This is a genomic window from Microcoleus sp. M2_D5, assembly GCF_036701935.1.
Classification (GTDB): domain Bacteria; phylum Cyanobacteriota; class Cyanobacteriia; order Cyanobacteriales; family Microcoleaceae; genus Microcoleus.
Genome location: NZ_JAUBRP010000036.1, coordinates 1 through 16,217, shown reverse-complemented (window position 1 = coordinate 16,217; position 16,217 = coordinate 1). Strand labels below are relative to the sequence as shown.

The following is a 16,217-nucleotide window of genomic DNA, read 5'->3' as shown; positions in this document are numbered from 1 at the left end:
ATAGTACCTGCCACCTCCCCCTCACTTCCGCATCCCACCTCCGACAGTTCCCGCAAACCATTAAGAATGTGTTATAAATATTGAGATTCATTAAGAAATATTGCTCAAATGCTCGTTTCCCCCTCCGGCGTCAGCAAACTCAAAGAATCTTTAAAAGAAAAAGTATTCTTTGGGAATGAGCCAACCCCCGAACTCATAGCCATCTTACTGATTTACTTCGTCCAAGGCATTCTCGGACTAGCCCGCTTAGCCGTCAGCTTCTTTCTCAAAGACGAACTCGGCATGAGTCCGGCAGAAGTCTCTGCCATGCTGGGCGTCGTCGCCCTGCCTTGGATTATCAAACCCGTCTTCGGCTTCATGTCGGACGGTTTGCCGATATTCGGCTACCGCAGACGCCCTTACATCGTCATCTCCGGGCTGCTGGGAACTGCAGCATGGGTGAGCCTCGCAACAATTGTACACACACCGCTGGCAGCTACAGGCGCGATCGCCCTGAGTTCCCTCTCCCTCGCCGTCAGCGACGTAATCGCCGACTCCCTGGTAGTCGAAAGGGCCAGAAAAGAATCCGTTACCGACGCCGGTTCCCTGCAATCCTTGTCTTGGGGCGCTGCAGCCCTCGGCGGACTAATTACCGCCTACCTAAGCGGTTCCCTGCTGCAACACTTGAGCACCCACACAATATTTTTAATCACCGCATCTTTCCCGCTAATTGTATCAGCAACAGCTTGGTTAATTGCCGAAGAAAAAACCAACAAAAGAACCGACTTTGAAACGGTCAAAGACCAACTAAAACAACTGCGGCAAGCTGTTACCCAAAAAACGATTTGGCTGCCCACCGCCTTTCTCTTCCTCTTGCAAGCCACCCCAAGCTCAGACTCCGCCTTCTTCTTTTTCACCACCAACGAATTAGGCTTTCCACCAGAATTTCTCGGCCGAGTGCGCCTGGTTACCAGCATTGCCGCCCTCGCCGGCATCTGGCTGTTTCAGCGCTTCCTCAAAACAGTTCCATTTCGAGTAATTTTTGGCTGGTCAACAGTCATTGCGACTGCTTTGGGCATGACTACTTTATTATTAGTAACTCATGCCAACCGAACTTTAGGAATTGACGATCGATGGTTCAGCATCGGAGACAGCCTAATCCTGACAGTAATCGGACAAATTGCTTATATGCCGGTGCTCGTACTCTCCGCCCGCTTGTGTCCCCCCGGCGTCGAAGCAACATTATTTGCGCTGCTGATGTCAATCACAAATTTAGCAGGACTTTTGTCCCACGAAGGCGGTGCACTTTTGACCCACTTGCTAGGAATTACCGATCGCAATTTCGATAACCTCTGGCTGCTAGTCATCATCACAAACCTCTCCACACTTTTGCCCCTACTGTTCTTAAATTGGCTGCCCGCCGACAGTACAGAAAGCAGCGATCCAAACAATCAAAAGTCTCTTCCCGTATTAGAACCAGAACCAGGCAGTTCCAAACCAGGGGGACAGCATTTCATGCCAGAATACTTTCCCGACTTAGTACCGACAGTAAGGTCACAAAGCCGCACCGCAGACAGCAAATAAAGGCAGGCAAACACAGATACACGGATGAATTTAACTGTGTTTCCTCATTCTCCGACTTTCCTTCTCTCTGCGCCCTCTGTGTTCTCTGCGGTTAAATCAATAAAAGCTTATTATACCCATGCAAAAATTACAGATTTCCCAACCTCAAACAGCCGCCCAAAACGTATCATACGATCGCACCGACTGGCAGCGCGGCTACGAATCCCAACCCAACGAATCCGACTACTGGATTGACAACATAGAAGGCGAAATCCCCCCCGGCTTGCAAGGCACATTCTTTCGCAACGGGCCCGGATTATTAGATATCAACGGCCAGCGCATCCACCATCCGTTTGACGGCGACGGAATGATTTGTGCGATCGCAATATCCGAAGGCCGCGCCCATTTTCGCAACCGATTCGTACACACAGAAGGCTATCTCGCCGAACAAAAAGCCGGAAAAATCCTCCACCGAGGCGTTTTCGGCACACAAAAGCCAGGGGGTTGGCTAGCGAACATCTTTGATGTCAAAATCAAAAACATTGCCAACACCAACATCATTTATTGGGGCGACAAACTGCTAGCACTTTGGGAAGCCGCACAGCCCTACAGACTCGACCCCCGCACCCTAGAAACACTCGGCTTAGACACCCTAGACGGCATCTTACAACCCGGTGAAGCCTTCGCCGCCCACCCCAGAATTGAAAAAGGGAAAAATGGCAAAGGAGACAGATTAGTAAACTTTTCTGTCAAGCCCGGTTTGTCGAGTACCATCACGATTTACGAACTCGACGAAAGCGGCAAACTTTTGCAGCGTCACGCCCATACAATACCGGGTTTTGCCTTCCTGCACGACATGGTAATTACCCCCAATTACTGCATATTCTTCCAAAATCCCGTCAGTTTCAATCCGCTGCTTTTCGTGTTAGGATTTCGGAGTGCCTCCCAGTGCATTCAATTTTCGCCAAACAAGCCAACGCAAGCAATTTTAATTCCCCGCAACGGCACTGACGAGGTAAAGATATTAGAAACCGAACCTTGTTTTGTCTTCCACCACTGCAACGCCTGGGAAGAAGGAGACGAAGTTTTTGTTGATTCAGTTTGTTACGAATCATTTCCAACTGTAGAAGCAGACGGCGATTTTCGCGAGATTGATTTTGAGAGCATTCCAGCCGGCGAATTGTGGCGGTTTAAGTTAAATTTGCAAGACAAAACAGTACAGCATCAAGTTGTTGAAACTCGGTGTTGCGAGTTTCCCACTTTGCATCCCAATAATGTCGGACAACCTTACCGATATCTTTATATCGGTGCTGCGGATTCTCCCACGGGAAATGCTCCTTTGCAAGCTATCCTCAAAATTGATTTCGTGACTGGTGAAAGGCAAATTTGGAGTGCCGCACCGCGCGGTTTTGCGGGGGAACCGGTGTTTATTCCCCGTGGTTCAGGCGTCTCGCCTGAAGGTGCAACGGCTGAGGATGACGGCTGGCTGCTGGTTTTAATGTATGATGCAGCTAATCATCGATCGACCTTAGTGATTTTAGATGCTCGCGACATCACCAAAGGGCCCGTAGCACGACTGCATTTAAAACAGCACATTCCCTACGGTTTGCACGGAAGTTTCACACCAAATGTACTGCTTCCTTAATCTTTTGAGGGGCGGGCAGGATGCCCACCCCACAAAACATAATTCTTATTGTGGAACAGGCATCTTGCCTGTTCATCAAAATGGTGCAAAATACAAGTTAAAACTGACTCCTTACTCCTGGCTCCTGCTGTATCTAATATCCATAATAAATGCAAACTGTCAACAAAATTAATCTCAAAAAAATACTTATTTTAATTTGCATTGTCCCCGTATTTTTTTCAATTATCTTATCTATTTACTCTCACAATGCTAACGCCCAAGAGCCTTACAATCCCTCTCCAGAAAGCGCTGTAGCGTCCAAAGGCTTGGTTGAGGTCAAAATGACATTAATTGCCGTTGACCCCATTAAAAACGAATTAGAAGCCCGCTTGCAGTTTGAACTCAAAGGTATTTATAAAAAAGGGCCAACTTACCCGGCTCAAGACTTGTTAATGACAGTTAACGGCGCAAATGTACCGGATTCGGAAATTACCTTTAAAGAAGGCAAACCGATGATTGTCCCTGCACTGAAGTTTAACTTAGTCAAAGGAAAAATTAATAATTATCCCTTTGACAAGCACATTGCTAAAGTAGCTATTTCGATTGATCCACTGCCTTCGATTGGGAAAAAGTTTGCTCCCTTTGAACTGAATCCCGTGCCGCTGGAATTTAATTTTCATGCCGATGTTCCAGGCTTCGACATCAGTTATAAACCGATGGAAGAGAATTCATCTATCTTTATTTATATCGATGTTTCTGCAACTCGATCGCTCCCAGTGAAGTTCTTTGCTTTAGTGATTATTGTCATCATGTGGGTGCTGTCAATTATGGCATTATTGCTAGCATTAAAAGTGATGAAATCGGGTAAGTTACCGGAAGTGGGAATGCTGAGTTGGACTGCCGTGATGCTGTTTGCTTTTCCCGCTATTCGCAATGCTCAACCGGGGGTGCCTCCGGTGGGAACTGCCAGCGATTTTCTTTCGTTTTTTTGGACGGAAATTATAGTTGTGGTGGCCTTAGTTATTATTGGTAGCTGTTGGCTAAAACGCTATCATCCACCGATTGAATAATTTGAGATTTGAGATGTTATATTGGAATAATTTACCCGCGATATACATCAGGGGCCTTGTAGCTTTGATACTTTCAATTAACAGCCCAAAGTCAACTGTTAACTAAATTCAAAAATTCAATTTTTGACTTCCAAATTCTCAATATCCTTTGCGGGTACGCCCAAACCGCGCAAGATAGTAAAAGCTATAATTCGATATCCCGATTGATTTGGGTGTACTCCATCTGCAGCCAACAAATTCAGAGTTTTGCCCGCGTGCTTTTGATACGTGGCGATAACTTCCCGACAAGGCGCATTCAAATCGATAAACAAGCACTGATTCTCTAACGCAATTTCTCGCATCGCGGCAATATAATCTTGCAACTTGCGATTTTCTGGGTCGTCGAGAATTTCGCCGATAGGAGTAGGAGAAAGCAGTACAACTCGAATTCCTGCGGCTTTTGCCGCCAGCACCATTTGAGTTATTTTCTCCCGATATTCTGCCAGTGGCACTCCGGTGGGCAACTGGCCTTGCGGATAAAATCGCAAGTTTTGGAAGTCAAAGAAAGCGTGCCAAACGTCGTTGACTCCGACATTAATCATCACTAAATCTGGCTTTTGGTCGATCGCATCTTTCTGGAAGCGCGCTTGCATATCAGTCGCCTTGTTACCGGAGATTCCGGCGTTGACGATTTCGATTTGGCGATCGGGATAAAGGGCATTGAGATAGCGTTGCAGCAGCCAAACGTAACCTCCGGGGTATTTCCCGCCCTCGGTGATGCTGTCGCCCACTATCACAATTTTGCGCTTGCCGGCGAGCACGTTTTGGATTTCTGGCGGCGGGGTTGCTTGGGATGCGGATTCTTTAAACACTGGAATTAAGGAGTAAGGGATGTTGAAGGCGATGATAATACCAGCAATTACGGTGATGGCAAGTCTGATTGACACTTGCCGCTTCGGGAGTTTGGGAGGGGGCGATTCCCTACCGCAACGGGCCCGCACGCGCCTTCGGGATAGCTTCGCTTGACGCGCACTGGGATACACTACGCAGATTCCTACTAAAACTCTAACTATTTATCTCTGCAATAATATTATCCATGTCAGGGGTTTTTGTCACTTATTTCAATCACTCACTCCTGGCCTAACAAGAACCTGATTTAGACACCAAATCCGAAGTTACAGCATATTCCATGTATATGTGGTACACACAAGAAGAGAGACGCGAGTAAGGTGCGGATACACCCATCAATCTGCAATCTTTATCAAATATCAAGGAGCGACGCACCCTACGGACTAACACGACATAATATAGCTGCTCCTGTACTTCATGAACCACCGAATATGCTGTATAAGCCTTAACGCAGAAACCAGGTTTTTGACAATTGCCGCATCCAGGATACCCGCCACGCGATCGATCCGTCCAGAAATAAAAAACCTGTATCCGACAAAACTTGCCGAACGTATCTATCTCGTGCAAGTCAGTAGATTTGAGATTTGAGATTTGAGATTTTAGATTGATCCCACAGATAAATCTGGGAGCTTTAACTAGGGTCTAAAATTTTGATCTTTCCACGACTCCTGTACGTGGCAGCGTATCCGTTTTTGGGCTGGGTCAATGCTTCAATTCTTTAATCTAAAATCTAAAATCTCAAATCTAAAATCGATTGACCCCGCCTGCGTAAGTTGTACTCGTGAAATTACTGAGGTTTTTGTCCCCCTCATCTGTCGGTGTAATTGCCATCACAAAAAAAATCGCCCAATGTCACAGGATTTCTGCTACTTACGGCACATCTTTAGAAGGTCATCGCGGTTTATAATAATATTGATTAGATCGGGAAACAAGTTTTCAGGCGAGGTTAAAGCAATGGTAGCAAATTCAAATTTTTTATATCCTCAAAATCGCTATTACGGTGAAGTAAAGCCAGAGAATTTGGTATTCAATGCGAATTTACAAGAGTTTTCTCAGCGAGTGGGTTATATCAGTTCTTTGACATCTAACGGTAAAATCTCTGTGGAACAGGCGTTTACTCAGATCCAAACACTGTGGGAACAGGTGGAAAATTCGAAACAGCAGTTGGGAATTGGCGAACATCCATTTTCAGCTTGAATAATTAGTGCTTGGCTGGGAAGTTGAGTGACACGCCATTGATGCCGATCGATTATTCCACAGCTTAAGATCAAAAAGTAGCTAGTGGCATCGACCTTTTTGCCTATGAGTTCCGATTTAGTACCTCTGGTTCCCAAAGTATCCGTGGGCCGCCGCGCCGCGGCCCTCTGCATCGACGGAATCGCAGTTTGGCTGCCCAGTTTGCTTCTGGGTACTAATGCGATCGTCCAAACCGTATTTTTTGTCCTGCTGTGGCTGATAATGCGGGTAGCCATCGTCAGGAAAAATAAAGGTCAAAGTCTAGGGCGCTGGGCCTTGGACATGAAAATTGTCGATCCCAGATTCCAACGGACTCCCGGAGTGCAAAAACTGTGCAAGCGCGAGGCATTGCTGGGCTTTTGCGCCGCCTTAGCCTTCGCAGGTATAGGTGGACTCACATCTACCAACGCCGCCGTCTTGCTGCTGATGCTGCCCCTGGCGATCGACTGTAGCGTAGCCCTCACCTCCGCCGAAAGGTTTCCCCAAGCTTTCCACGATCGCATCAGCGGGACGATCGTAGTTGGAACCCGCCGCGGCTACTCCCTCGACATCAAAGTTAGAAGATTGCTTGACCAAGTGCAGAGCAATGTGAGAAGATAATAAATTGTGTTTAAATTAGTCGAAATTTATTTAGAATTATGGCTAAAGGCGTCCGCATCATAATTACTCTAGAGTGTACTGAGTGCCGTACAAACGTAAGCAAACGCTCAAAAGGCGTGTCTCGGTACACCACCACCAAGAACCGTCGCAACACGACGGCGCGGCTGGAACTCAAAAAGTTCTGCCCCCACTGCAACAGGCACACGACTCACAAAGAGATCAAGTAGCGATTAGTCATTAGTCCTTAGTCATCAGTCATCAGTTGTTGGCAATTGATATTGCTCCGCGAAAAGCAGATAACTAACCAGTGCTTTCCTGACGGCTAACAACTAACGGCTAATAACTAAAAACTCACAGTCAACAGTCAAAAAACAACAGTCAACAAAGAACAAACCATGACTTACTTTCGCCGGCGCGTTTCGCCCATCAAACCAGGAGACCCGATCGACTACAAAGATGTCGATTTGCTCAAAAAATACGTCACAGAACGCGGTAAAATTTTGCCCCGCCGGATTACCGGATTGACGGCAAAACAGCAGCGAGACCTGACCAGAAGCATCAAAAGAGCAAGAATTGTAGCTTTGATGCCCTTCGTAAACCAAGAAGGTTAACAGGATTTGGGATTTTGGGTTTTAGATTTTGGACTGGGAATAAGACTTGCGCGAAAAGAACGTCTTTCTGTAATTAATAGTGCAGCAAGAATGCAGCGAAATAATCGCGAAATAAGATTAAGAGTCGCAGCCGCGCAAGTCTTAATCACAAGTCAAAAGTTAAAAAAAAAGCAAGAATAAAGAACAAGTTTTGAGATTTTAACTTTCACAATTGACCAGAAAAATTGCCAATATCCAAAATCTAAAATCGCAAGCTCGAAACTCGATACGCGGCTACTGTAAAAATCCAAAATCTCAAATATAAAGCTGGCAAGTGGAGAAGGGAACGTTAGTAGAATTTAGAGTGCACGGCGACCGCCGTCTGGCAGTTGCCGATCGCCCCGACGGCAAGAAAAACTGGGTGGTGGTAGACGAAAACAGTCAACCGCACAGCATACCGCCCAAACAAATCAGCTACGAAGTAGTCGGAGAAACTTACAAACCCTCCGATATTCCCAAATTTCTCAAAGAAGTAGAAGCATACTCAGATCCGTCGAGTTTGGAAGTCGCTTGGGAACTTTTAGTCGGTGACGGAGAAACAGCAGATCCCGAATCCCTGGCAATGCTGCTATTTTCTGAGAGTAGTGCGGCCCAGTGTTACGCGGCCTACTGTTTGCTATCAACAGACAAACTGTATTTCAAACAAAAGGGCGATCGCTACGAACCGCGCTCGGCAGCCCAAGTAGCCGAAATCAAACACCAGCAAGAAGTAGAACAGCAGCGACACCAAGAATCCCAAGGATTTTGGGATCGAGTCAAACAGCGGCTGGCAGGGGAAAATGTAGATTGGGAACACAGCGATCGAACTCGCCTAGACGCCCTAGAACGCTTTGCCCTTCTCGGAGAAGAAGCAACGCACCGCACCCCGGCCTTAGAAACTTTAGCCAGCTTGCAACGATCCGAAAACCCCGAAGCAGCATTTGGCCTCCTCGTCGATCTCGGCCTCTGGAGTACCCACGAAAACCTGTTTTTGCGGCGCAGCCAAATTCCCCTACAATTCTCCGCAAAGGTATTAGAAGTGGCCCAACGCTGCCTAGAAAATCCCCCAACCGACTCCGACACAAATCGTCTCGATTTAACTCACCTCAAGGTTTACACGATCGACGACGAAAGCACCACCGAAATCGACGACGGCCTCAGCTTAGAATTCCTCGAAAACGGCCAGCAGCGCCTGTGGATACACATCGCCGATCCCACCCGCCTGCTTTCCCCCGGAGACGAACTCGACCTCGAAGCCAGAAAGCGCACCACTACGGTTTACCTGCCCACGGGAATGATCCCCATGTTTCCCCCAGCTTTGGCAACCGGGCCGATGAGTTTAATTCAAGGCAAAGAGTGCAGCGCCCTCAGCTTCAGCGTCACCTTAGACGAAATCGGCGCGGCTCAAGATTACAGCATCCACATCAGCACCATAAAACCCACCTACCGCTTAACTTACGATGACGTAGACGAAATGCTGGAGTTGGGAATCGAAGCAGAACCAGAAATAGCAGCGATCGCCTCAGCAGCAAAACTGCGCCAAAAATGGCGGGAAGCCCAAGGCGCAATCAGCATTTTCATGCCAGAATCCGTCATCAAAGTCAACGGCGATGACATCAAAATCCACGTCATCGACGACTCCACCGCCCGGATGCTAGTAGCCGAAATGATGATTTTAGCCGGCGAACTAGCCGCCCGCTACGGTCAAGCCCACAGCCTGCCCATACCCTACCGCTATCAGCCACAGCCCGAACTCCCTCCCAATGAAGAACTGCTGGCCGTACCTGCCGGCCCCGCCCGCGCTTGCGCCGTGCGCCGCTGTATGCCCCGCAGCGAAATGGGCCTCACCCCCGGACGCCACGCCGGCTTGGGTTTGGAATTGTACACTCAAGTTACTTCCCCGATCCGCCGCTATACCGACTTGCTGACTCACTTCCAAATCAAAGCCCACCTGCGGGGCGAACCACTGCCTTTTTCCGCTGAAGAAATACAGGACATTGTGATGTGTCTCGGCACCGCAGTTAAAGAAGCATCCACTGTCGAACGGCAAACCAACCGCTATTGGGGATTGGAATATTTGCGGCGCAACCCAGACGAAGTTTGGGAAGCTTTAATGCTGCGCTGGCTGAGGGAAGACAGCAATCTCGGATTGATTTTATTGGAAGAGTTGGGTTTAGAATTGGCAATGCGATTTGGTCGATCGGTCGCAATAGGCGATCGGCTAGAAGTCAAAGTCACCCACTGCGATCCGCGATCGGATGTCATTAACTTCCAAGAAATGATTTTTGAACCGACACAATAGGATTTTAGATTTAAGATTTTAGATTTTAGATTTGGGATTGCAAAAATCTGTGTACAAGGCTGAAACTGAGGATAAATCTCGTTTTTAGTCGAGTTTCTGACCCCCTCGCATACCCCCTACTCCCCCTTGTCAAGGGCAGGGGGTTAGAAAACATGAGCGCTTCATATCTAGTCCTGTAAAATAATCGTAATATCAGCCAGAAATCCCGTAAACCGGCTCCGACCAAAATATTGCGGTCGATCGACTGGACATGATATCCCATCCAAGACGCGTAATACTTTTGACCTTAAGTTGACACGCTTTGCTATCTCCTCTCTTCCTCCGTGTCCTCTGTGTCCTCTGCGGTCAATAAAAAACTTCAGGAGTTACGCAGAAACCGGGTTTTTTTACAGAAATAGTGCATCATAGCCTTTGATTTTGGTAAAAAACCCGGTTTCTTGGTCTTGATGCGTAAGTCCTGTAATCTCAAATCTCAAATCTCAAATCTCAAATCTCAAATCTCAAATTTAAAATCGCAAAATGCCCAATTCAATTAGCCAAGTTCAGCCGCCGCTGGAATTCATACCCCCAGCCTACAACCCGCTAGTGATGCAAGGTTGTAAGCAAATATTCCCCTGGTGGCTGCGATTTCGGACGAATATCAGCCACATTCAAGCCGAAAACGTCGAAACCCTCGCCGAACTATTCCACCAATTTCAAAATCAGAAAGTTCGCTTCTTGCTAGCCTTCCGCCACCCCAACTCAAACGATCCCTACTGTTTGGGACAACTAATTTGGAAACTCGTTCCCCAGGCGGCGCGGGCAAAAAGCATTCCCCTGCAATTCCCCGTGCATTCCAATTTTATCTACGATCGCGGCATTCCCCTGTGGGCCGGTGCAGGCGTCGGCTGGCTGTATTCCCAACTCGGCGGCACTCCGATCGTTCGCGGTAAGATCGATCGCGCCGGATTGCGATCGGCCCGCGATTTATTTGCCAACAGCCAATTCCCGATCGCCGCCGCTCCAGAAGGCGCTACCAACGGTCACAATGAAATAGTTAGCCCCCTCGAACCGGGAGTTGCTCAAATGGGTTTCTGGTGCGTTGAAGACTTGCTGAAAGCCGGACGCACTGAAAAAGTTTTAATTGTGCCGATCGGCATTCAATACCGCTATGTCAATCCACCTTGGCAACCCCTAGAAAAACTTTTAACTCAATTAGAAATTGATTGCGGACTGCCACCCTTAGAACGCACCGACATAGCTAATTTAGAGAGTGCAAATCCCGATTCCGAAAACCACAATCACAAATTCCAATACCTGCGCCTGATTCGACTGGGCAGCCATTTGCTAGCAGTGATGGAAGAGTTTTACAGCCGTTTTTATCATAAAAATTTACAGCCTGAAACATCTATTTTAACATCATTATCCCTACCCAACAAAACGGAAAATGATTCTGGCAATGAAGTAACGATCGCTCGACTGAAAGCACTGTTAGACGTGGCTTTGCAAGTAGCAGAAGAATATTTTAACTTAAAGCCCAAAGGCAGTTTAATAGACCGCTGCCGCCGTCTGGAACAAGCAGGCTGGGACTATATTTATCGAGAAGATATCAAAAATATTGCAGCACTTTCTCCCTTAGAAAGAGGATTAGCCGATCGCCTCGCTGAAGAAGCAAGTCTTCGGATGTGGCACATGAGACTTGTAGAAAGTTTCGTGTCCGTCACGGGCAGGTACGTCGCAGAACAACTGACAGCAGAACGTCTGGCAGAAACAACTTTACTGCTGTGGGACGTACTAACTCGCATCAAAGGGGGAAATCCTTTCGGCCGCCCCAAGTTGGGCAAACAGCAAGTACAGATGACCGTGGGCGAACCGATATCAGTGAGCGATCGTTGCGATCGATATCAAACCAGCCGCAGGTTAGCAGTTGCCGAACTCACTCAAGACTTGCAATCAGCTTTAGAAGCAATGATTAAATCTTAATTAGTCGGATAAACAAGAGCTTCTATGGCAGAAGGAATATATATTTTTATTCACTACTTTTTTTGGTGAATTACAAACAGATTGTTATAAACTTTTGGAAGAGGTCTAATGAACCGCCAACCCTCGCTCGACAATGAACCAATAAAAATTAGCGATGACTAACAAACCTATCGATTTGTCTACTAACTCAATTAAAGTAAAACTGCTAAATAATTTAGCGCAGGAATTGCTCACACCGCTCACTTCTGTCCTCGGCATGGCAAGCGTGTTGAAACAAGAAATTTATGGCCCCTTAACAAGCAAGCAAAAAGAATATATTGATGTGATCCAAGACAGCAGCCGCTCTTTGCGATCGCTAGTTGAAGAAATTTTGGAACTGGCAGAACTAGATGATTCCGCTTTCACCTTGAAGCGAACCGCAGTCGATATAGAAACTCTGTCCCAGCAGGTTGTGACAATCCTGTCCTCGGTGGCAAGTAGACGAGAGCAAGAAATTAATTTGTCGATGGGGCCCGGGTCGCGCATCTGGTTGGTCGATAAAGATAAGGTTCAGCAAATGCTGCACCACTTAATTTTTAGCATTATTCAATCTGCTGGGGCAGGCAGCGTGATTCGAGTCCACGTTTCTCGGAAAGAAGACGGTATCAACATCGGAGTTTGGGTTTTTCATCCTTGGTTAGGGGAAAGTTTGCCCCATGCTAAACTCTACACCGACTACTTGTTGAAGGCCGGATCTGGTAGCGGTTCGCCATCGAGCTCCGAAACCCACTCTCCCGGAGAACCGCAACTCCCGACACAGGGTTCGCAGCGATTAACGCTGGCGTTTTCTGAGTTGGCGGCTTTGGTGGCCGAGAATGCCGAGGATACCGCACCGGTGTTAGCTGGTTACGGGGCCAGGGAACGCTTGGGGCTGCTGCTTTGCTGCCAATTGGTGGAAATTCAAGGCGGTCAACTCTCGATTCAAGGAACCCCGGAATCTGGATACCGCTACGTGCTCTGGCTGCCCTGCACAAATGCTACGGAATTGTTGGAAGGCTAAAGTTCGGCAACGGATTTTGTAACGGATGTAACGGATGTAAAGGATAGAAGGAAGAAGGAAGTTCGGCAACGGATTCGCTTTCGTCGGATGTAACGGATGTCAGAGAAATGGAAGTCGGAAGAAAAAGAAACTATGCTCTTGGGTTCTTCGGCCCAATTCCCCATTCCCAATTCCCAATTCCCAATTCCCAATTCCCAATTCCCAATTACCAATAATCAATCTAAAAATGAATTCAGTTTGGCAACAGTTAACTCTGGCAAATTTGCCGCTCTCTCAGTGGCAAAGTAGAAGTTATTTATTCAATTTGGCGATCGGTTCTTTACGCAGTTGGCGGCAGAGTAGCTGGCTGATGCAGTGGGCAGAACCCTTGGGTTTTGTTTTGCTGGCCTTGACTTTCGGTTTGGCGCCGTTTGTAAACAATGCCTTGGTGGGGGTGTTGATGGCGGCTAGCGCTGCATTTTGGGTGCTGCTAACTGTTTCGGACGATCGCCCGATCGCCTTGAGGCCGATTTACTTGCTGGTACTGCTGTACTGGGGCATAGCCACCGTCGCAACCGCGATGTCCCCGGTGAAAGTCGCTGCTGCTACTGGTTGGAGCAAGCTAACGCTGTATTTGCTGTTTTTTGCGCTGATGGCTCGGATCTTGCGAGATCCCCGTTGGCGATCGTGGTTAATTGCCGTATTTTTGAACGTCTCTCTAGTTGTCAGTTTCTACGGCGTGCGGCAGTGGATTGATAAAGTACCGCCCTTAGCTACTTGGAACGATCCGACTTCTACTCAAGCCAATGTCACGCGAGTTTACAGCTTTTTGGGAAATCCTAACTTGCTTGGTTCCTATTTACTGCCGGCCATTGCATTGAGCGCCGCCGCGCTTTTTGTGTGGAAAGGATGGGGAACAAGAGTTTTAGCGCTGACGATGCTGGTGGTGAATTGCGCGTGTTTGCGCTACACGGACAGCCGGGGTGCTTGGATCGGTTTTGTGGCTCTACTGGTGGTATTTTTAGTGCTGCTGTGGTACTGGTACAGCCCTTTGATGCCTCGGTTCTGGCGAAATTGGGCGCTGCCGTTAGGGTTAGGAGGTTTGGCTGGAGCGTTAATTTTAGGAGTGGCTTTAGTGGAGCCTCTGCGCGATCGAGTTTCGAGTATGTTTATCGGCAGAGGTGACAGCAGCAACAATTTTCGGATTAATGTTTGGACTGCCGTGATTGACATGATTCGCGATCGACCACTTCTGGGCATTGGGCCGGGAAACACTGCTTTTAATAAAGTTTATCCGCTTTATATGAAGCCGAGATTCACTGCTTTGAGCGCTTACTCGGTGCTCCTGGAAATTGTGGTGGAAACTGGTTTTATCGGTTTAATGTGTTTCCTGTGGCTGATGACTGTCACCGTCAATCATGGTTTGTTGCAGATCAAACATCTGCGGGATTCACAATTTAACATCTCTAGTTTGGAGGAAGAATCCCAAAATCCCCAATCTCAAATCCAAAATCTCAAATCGAATCAGGGGTTTTGGTTGATAGGGGCGATCGCAACTTTAGCCGGCATGATGGCCCACGGTTTTGTCGATACAGTTTGGTACCGGCCGGAAGTTAATATGCTGTGGTGGTTGATGGTGGCGATTATTGCTAGTTTTTACAGCAACTCGGATCGGCAGCAGCAAGATTCAGCTTTGACGGAGGGCGAGTAGATAGAATTGCTGGCGGGGTTTTATCCCCGCCCGGTGTGGGTGCCAGCAATAGCCTAGACAGCAATTATTAAGAGTTATAACAGTTCCAAAAAAGAATGCAGCTTTATGCAAGCTGCAAACCATTATCGCCATAAGTTATTTCCAATTCTTCAATTCTTAATCTCACATCTCAAATGCTATAAGGTGCGGACGGCGCACCCTGCATACTTACTACTACATACTACATACCTGTTGCTGTAAAGTGGTGATGGTACACTCTACAAAATTTATTGAAAATAACTCTTATTCTTCGCTCTCCGAAGTCATGATGAATCTCGGACACGCATATTTTCCACCATTTCTATCTCTGCACAGTCGCATCGACTGATCCGAACTCAACAGCATTTCGACTGATTGATTAAGGGCAGGTTTAACAGTCGCAGGAGTTGGCACTGCTTTTGAGGCTTGACTTAGCTCCAGTACCGTTATAATTGCCAGTATGGTTGATGAAAGCAAAACTGTGCGTTTCATTTTTTTGTTTTTTCCTCGTTTAATCGTTGACGTGCCATCCCTATCCATATATCCTCATCGAATTCTTGAGAATCCGCATACTTTAGACAAATTTTCCACTGCGGTAGCGCTTCCTTCGTATTTTTTATCTTTTCTAGGACTTGCGCTTTTAAGCAGTAAGTTGCTGGCCCTTCACTATCAATTTTAATCGCTTCATCCAGATGCTGCAATGCCTCTGAATATCGACGCTGTTCCAGGCGAGCCCATCCCAAGTTTTTGAGTAAAGAATATTTTACTCGATCGTCCTCAGCTAATTTCAAACCTTGCCACAAGAAGTGAACTGCAGCCGGATAGTTTTTTTTATCAACTATATATAACCTAGCCAGGTTGCTGTAAGCAGCGGGCAGACCGAGTTTGGCAGCTTGCAGATATTTTTCTCGGGCGCACTCTAAATCTTGCACCTCTTCGCAAAGCCATCCTAAATTGTAAAGAGCTGTGCGGCTTTTTGGATCTACCCAGAGCGCTAACTCATATGCTTGTTGAGTATCAGCGAATCGATTGGCTTTGTAGTTTTCAAAAGCCCTATTATTAAAAAAAGATGCCAGCTCCGGCAACCCAATTTGCCAGCCGCCAAAGCCTACTGCTAGCATCAGCAAGAAGGCTCCCCACTTGGAGTTATTATGCTTTTTTACTGGCTCTTTCATGGCATTGAAAATGTTAGCTAATGGTGTCATTTTTAGCATTTTTTAACTTGAGAGTTGGGCGATATTTTTTGACCAGATTTAATTGCCACCCTAATGGCATATAATCTTACGAAATGACTCAGGTTTGAGTCCCTTTCTTATAAGAGTTTGTGAGTCCACAGCCGAATGCTTGGGTAATGTTCCCACTACCCAGAGGTATTCGAGCATAGGTTAACCATTCCTGAGACTCCACAAGCCATCCGGATATTTTCAGAAAAAAAGAACCGGGAAGCAGAAAGCAGGTAGAACTGTCCCGATTGTTTAAGTAATAATACTTAGTCAGTAGTCAGTCATCGACAGTATGCGACTGTATTAGGAGATAAGGCTCGCGAATTAAATAACTTACAATTTTAATTGTTATTGTGGGATGGGCCTGAAAGCCCGTCCTTAAAAGACGGGCTTT

The 16,217-nt window shown here is 47.1% G+C and carries 14 protein-coding genes; 11 read left to right on the top strand and 3 right to left on the bottom strand.

Annotated features, from left to right (window positions below):
- The first annotated feature begins 108 nt into the window (after positions 1-108).
- The 3 genes from QUA50_RS16465 to QUA50_RS16455 all read left to right on the top strand — a co-directional run bounded on the left by QUA50_RS16465 (position 109) and on the right by QUA50_RS16455 (position 4,236).
- The gene (locus tag QUA50_RS16465) at positions 109-1,563 is read left to right on the top strand and encodes a folate/biopterin family MFS transporter (protein WP_333264510.1); all 1,455 of its coding nucleotides are present in this window, start codon (positions 109-111) and stop codon (positions 1,561-1,563) included.
- A gap of 118 nt (positions 1,564-1,681) precedes the next feature.
- Positions 1,682-3,187, top strand: a complete 1,506-nt coding sequence (locus tag QUA50_RS16460) for a carotenoid oxygenase family protein (protein ID WP_333264508.1) — start codon at positions 1,682-1,684, stop codon at positions 3,185-3,187.
- Between the two features lie 149 nt (positions 3,188-3,336).
- On the top strand, positions 3,337-4,236 hold the full coding sequence (locus QUA50_RS16455) for a DUF4436 family protein (protein ID WP_333264506.1): 900 nt from the start codon (positions 3,337-3,339) through the stop codon (positions 4,234-4,236).
- A gap of 116 nt (positions 4,237-4,352) precedes the next feature.
- Here QUA50_RS16455 and QUA50_RS16450 read toward each other — a convergent pair whose 3' ends face one another.
- On the bottom strand, positions 4,353-5,162 hold the full coding sequence (locus tag QUA50_RS16450) for an SGNH/GDSL hydrolase family protein (RefSeq protein ID WP_333264504.1): 810 nt from the start codon (positions 5,160-5,162) through the stop codon (positions 4,353-4,355).
- Positions 5,163-6,078: 916 nt separating this feature from the next.
- Here QUA50_RS16450 and QUA50_RS16445 point away from each other — a divergent pair.
- The 8 genes from QUA50_RS16445 to QUA50_RS16410 all read left to right on the top strand — a co-directional run bounded on the left by QUA50_RS16445 (position 6,079) and on the right by QUA50_RS16410 (position 14,582).
- On the top strand, positions 6,079-6,321 hold the full coding sequence (locus QUA50_RS16445; RefSeq protein ID WP_333264502.1) for a DUF7219 family protein: 243 nt from the start codon (positions 6,079-6,081) through the stop codon (positions 6,319-6,321).
- 84 nt (positions 6,322-6,405) lie between these two features.
- Positions 6,406-6,960 carry an RDD family protein gene (locus QUA50_RS16440; RefSeq protein WP_333264501.1) on the top strand — a complete coding sequence of 185 codons (555 nt, stop codon included), beginning with the start codon at positions 6,406-6,408 and terminating at the stop codon, positions 6,958-6,960.
- 38 nt (positions 6,961-6,998) lie between these two features.
- Positions 6,999-7,187: a 50S ribosomal protein L33 gene (gene rpmG / locus QUA50_RS16435; protein WP_333264499.1), complete on the top strand. Its 189-nt coding sequence runs from the start codon at positions 6,999-7,001 to the stop codon at positions 7,185-7,187.
- Positions 7,188-7,355: 168 nt separating this feature from the next.
- Positions 7,356-7,571, top strand: coding sequence for a 30S ribosomal protein S18 (gene rpsR, locus QUA50_RS16430; protein WP_006631377.1), 216 nt, complete (start codon positions 7,356-7,358; stop codon positions 7,569-7,571).
- A gap of 313 nt (positions 7,572-7,884) precedes the next feature.
- Positions 7,885-9,891, top strand: a complete 2,007-nt coding sequence (locus QUA50_RS16425; protein WP_333264497.1) for a ribonuclease R family protein — start codon at positions 7,885-7,887, stop codon at positions 9,889-9,891.
- A gap of 519 nt (positions 9,892-10,410) precedes the next feature.
- A complete protein-coding gene (locus QUA50_RS16420) occupies positions 10,411-11,853 on the top strand; it encodes a 1-acyl-sn-glycerol-3-phosphate acyltransferase (RefSeq protein ID WP_333264496.1) in 1,443 nt (480 codons plus the stop codon).
- Between the two features lie 154 nt (positions 11,854-12,007).
- Complete coding sequence (locus QUA50_RS16415) at positions 12,008-12,892, top strand: histidine kinase dimerization/phospho-acceptor domain-containing protein (RefSeq protein ID WP_333264494.1); 885 nt, start codon at positions 12,008-12,010, stop codon at positions 12,890-12,892.
- 226 nt (positions 12,893-13,118) lie between these two features.
- Positions 13,119-14,582, top strand: a complete 1,464-nt coding sequence (locus QUA50_RS16410; protein ID WP_333264492.1) for an IctB family putative bicarbonate transporter — start codon at positions 13,119-13,121, stop codon at positions 14,580-14,582.
- 282 nt (positions 14,583-14,864) lie between these two features.
- Here the strand turns inward: QUA50_RS16410 and QUA50_RS16405 are convergent, their stop codons facing one another.
- Together QUA50_RS16405 and QUA50_RS16400 are read right to left on the bottom strand one after the other, a co-directional pair.
- Positions 14,865-15,092 carry an Osc7112_2153 family protein gene (locus QUA50_RS16405; RefSeq protein ID WP_333264490.1) on the bottom strand — a complete coding sequence of 76 codons (228 nt, stop codon included), beginning with the start codon at positions 15,090-15,092 and terminating at the stop codon, positions 14,865-14,867.
- Positions 15,089-15,775, bottom strand: a complete 687-nt coding sequence (locus QUA50_RS16400; RefSeq protein ID WP_333433658.1) for a tetratricopeptide repeat protein — start codon at positions 15,773-15,775, stop codon at positions 15,089-15,091. The genes QUA50_RS16405 and QUA50_RS16400 overlap by 4 nt, the downstream gene beginning before the upstream one ends.
- Positions 15,776-16,217 lie beyond the last annotated feature (442 nt).

Coding starts and splice junctions, on each gene's coding strand:
- QUA50_RS16465 (WP_333264510.1), top strand. CDS start 109: ATGCTCGTTTCCCCCTCCGGCGTCAGCAAACTCAAAGAATCTTTAAAA.
- QUA50_RS16460 (WP_333264508.1), top strand. CDS start 1,682: ATGCAAAAATTACAGATTTCCCAACCTCAAACAGCCGCCCAAAACGTA.
- QUA50_RS16455 (WP_333264506.1), top strand. CDS start 3,337: ATGCAAACTGTCAACAAAATTAATCTCAAAAAAATACTTATTTTAATT.
- QUA50_RS16445 (WP_333264502.1), top strand. CDS start 6,079: ATGGTAGCAAATTCAAATTTTTTATATCCTCAAAATCGCTATTACGGT.
- rpmG (WP_333264499.1), top strand. CDS start 6,999: ATGGCTAAAGGCGTCCGCATCATAATTACTCTAGAGTGTACTGAGTGC.
- rpsR (WP_006631377.1), top strand. CDS start 7,356: ATGACTTACTTTCGCCGGCGCGTTTCGCCCATCAAACCAGGAGACCCG.
- QUA50_RS16420 (WP_333264496.1), top strand. CDS start 10,411: ATGCCCAATTCAATTAGCCAAGTTCAGCCGCCGCTGGAATTCATACCC.
- QUA50_RS16415 (WP_333264494.1), top strand. CDS start 12,008: ATGACTAACAAACCTATCGATTTGTCTACTAACTCAATTAAAGTAAAA.
- QUA50_RS16410 (WP_333264492.1), top strand. CDS start 13,119: ATGAATTCAGTTTGGCAACAGTTAACTCTGGCAAATTTGCCGCTCTCT.
- QUA50_RS16405 (WP_333264490.1), bottom strand. CDS start 15,092: ATGAAACGCACAGTTTTGCTTTCATCAACCATACTGGCAATTATAACG.
- QUA50_RS16400 (WP_333433658.1), bottom strand. CDS start 15,775: ATGAAAGAGCCAGTAAAAAAGCATAATAACTCCAAGTGGGGAGCCTTC.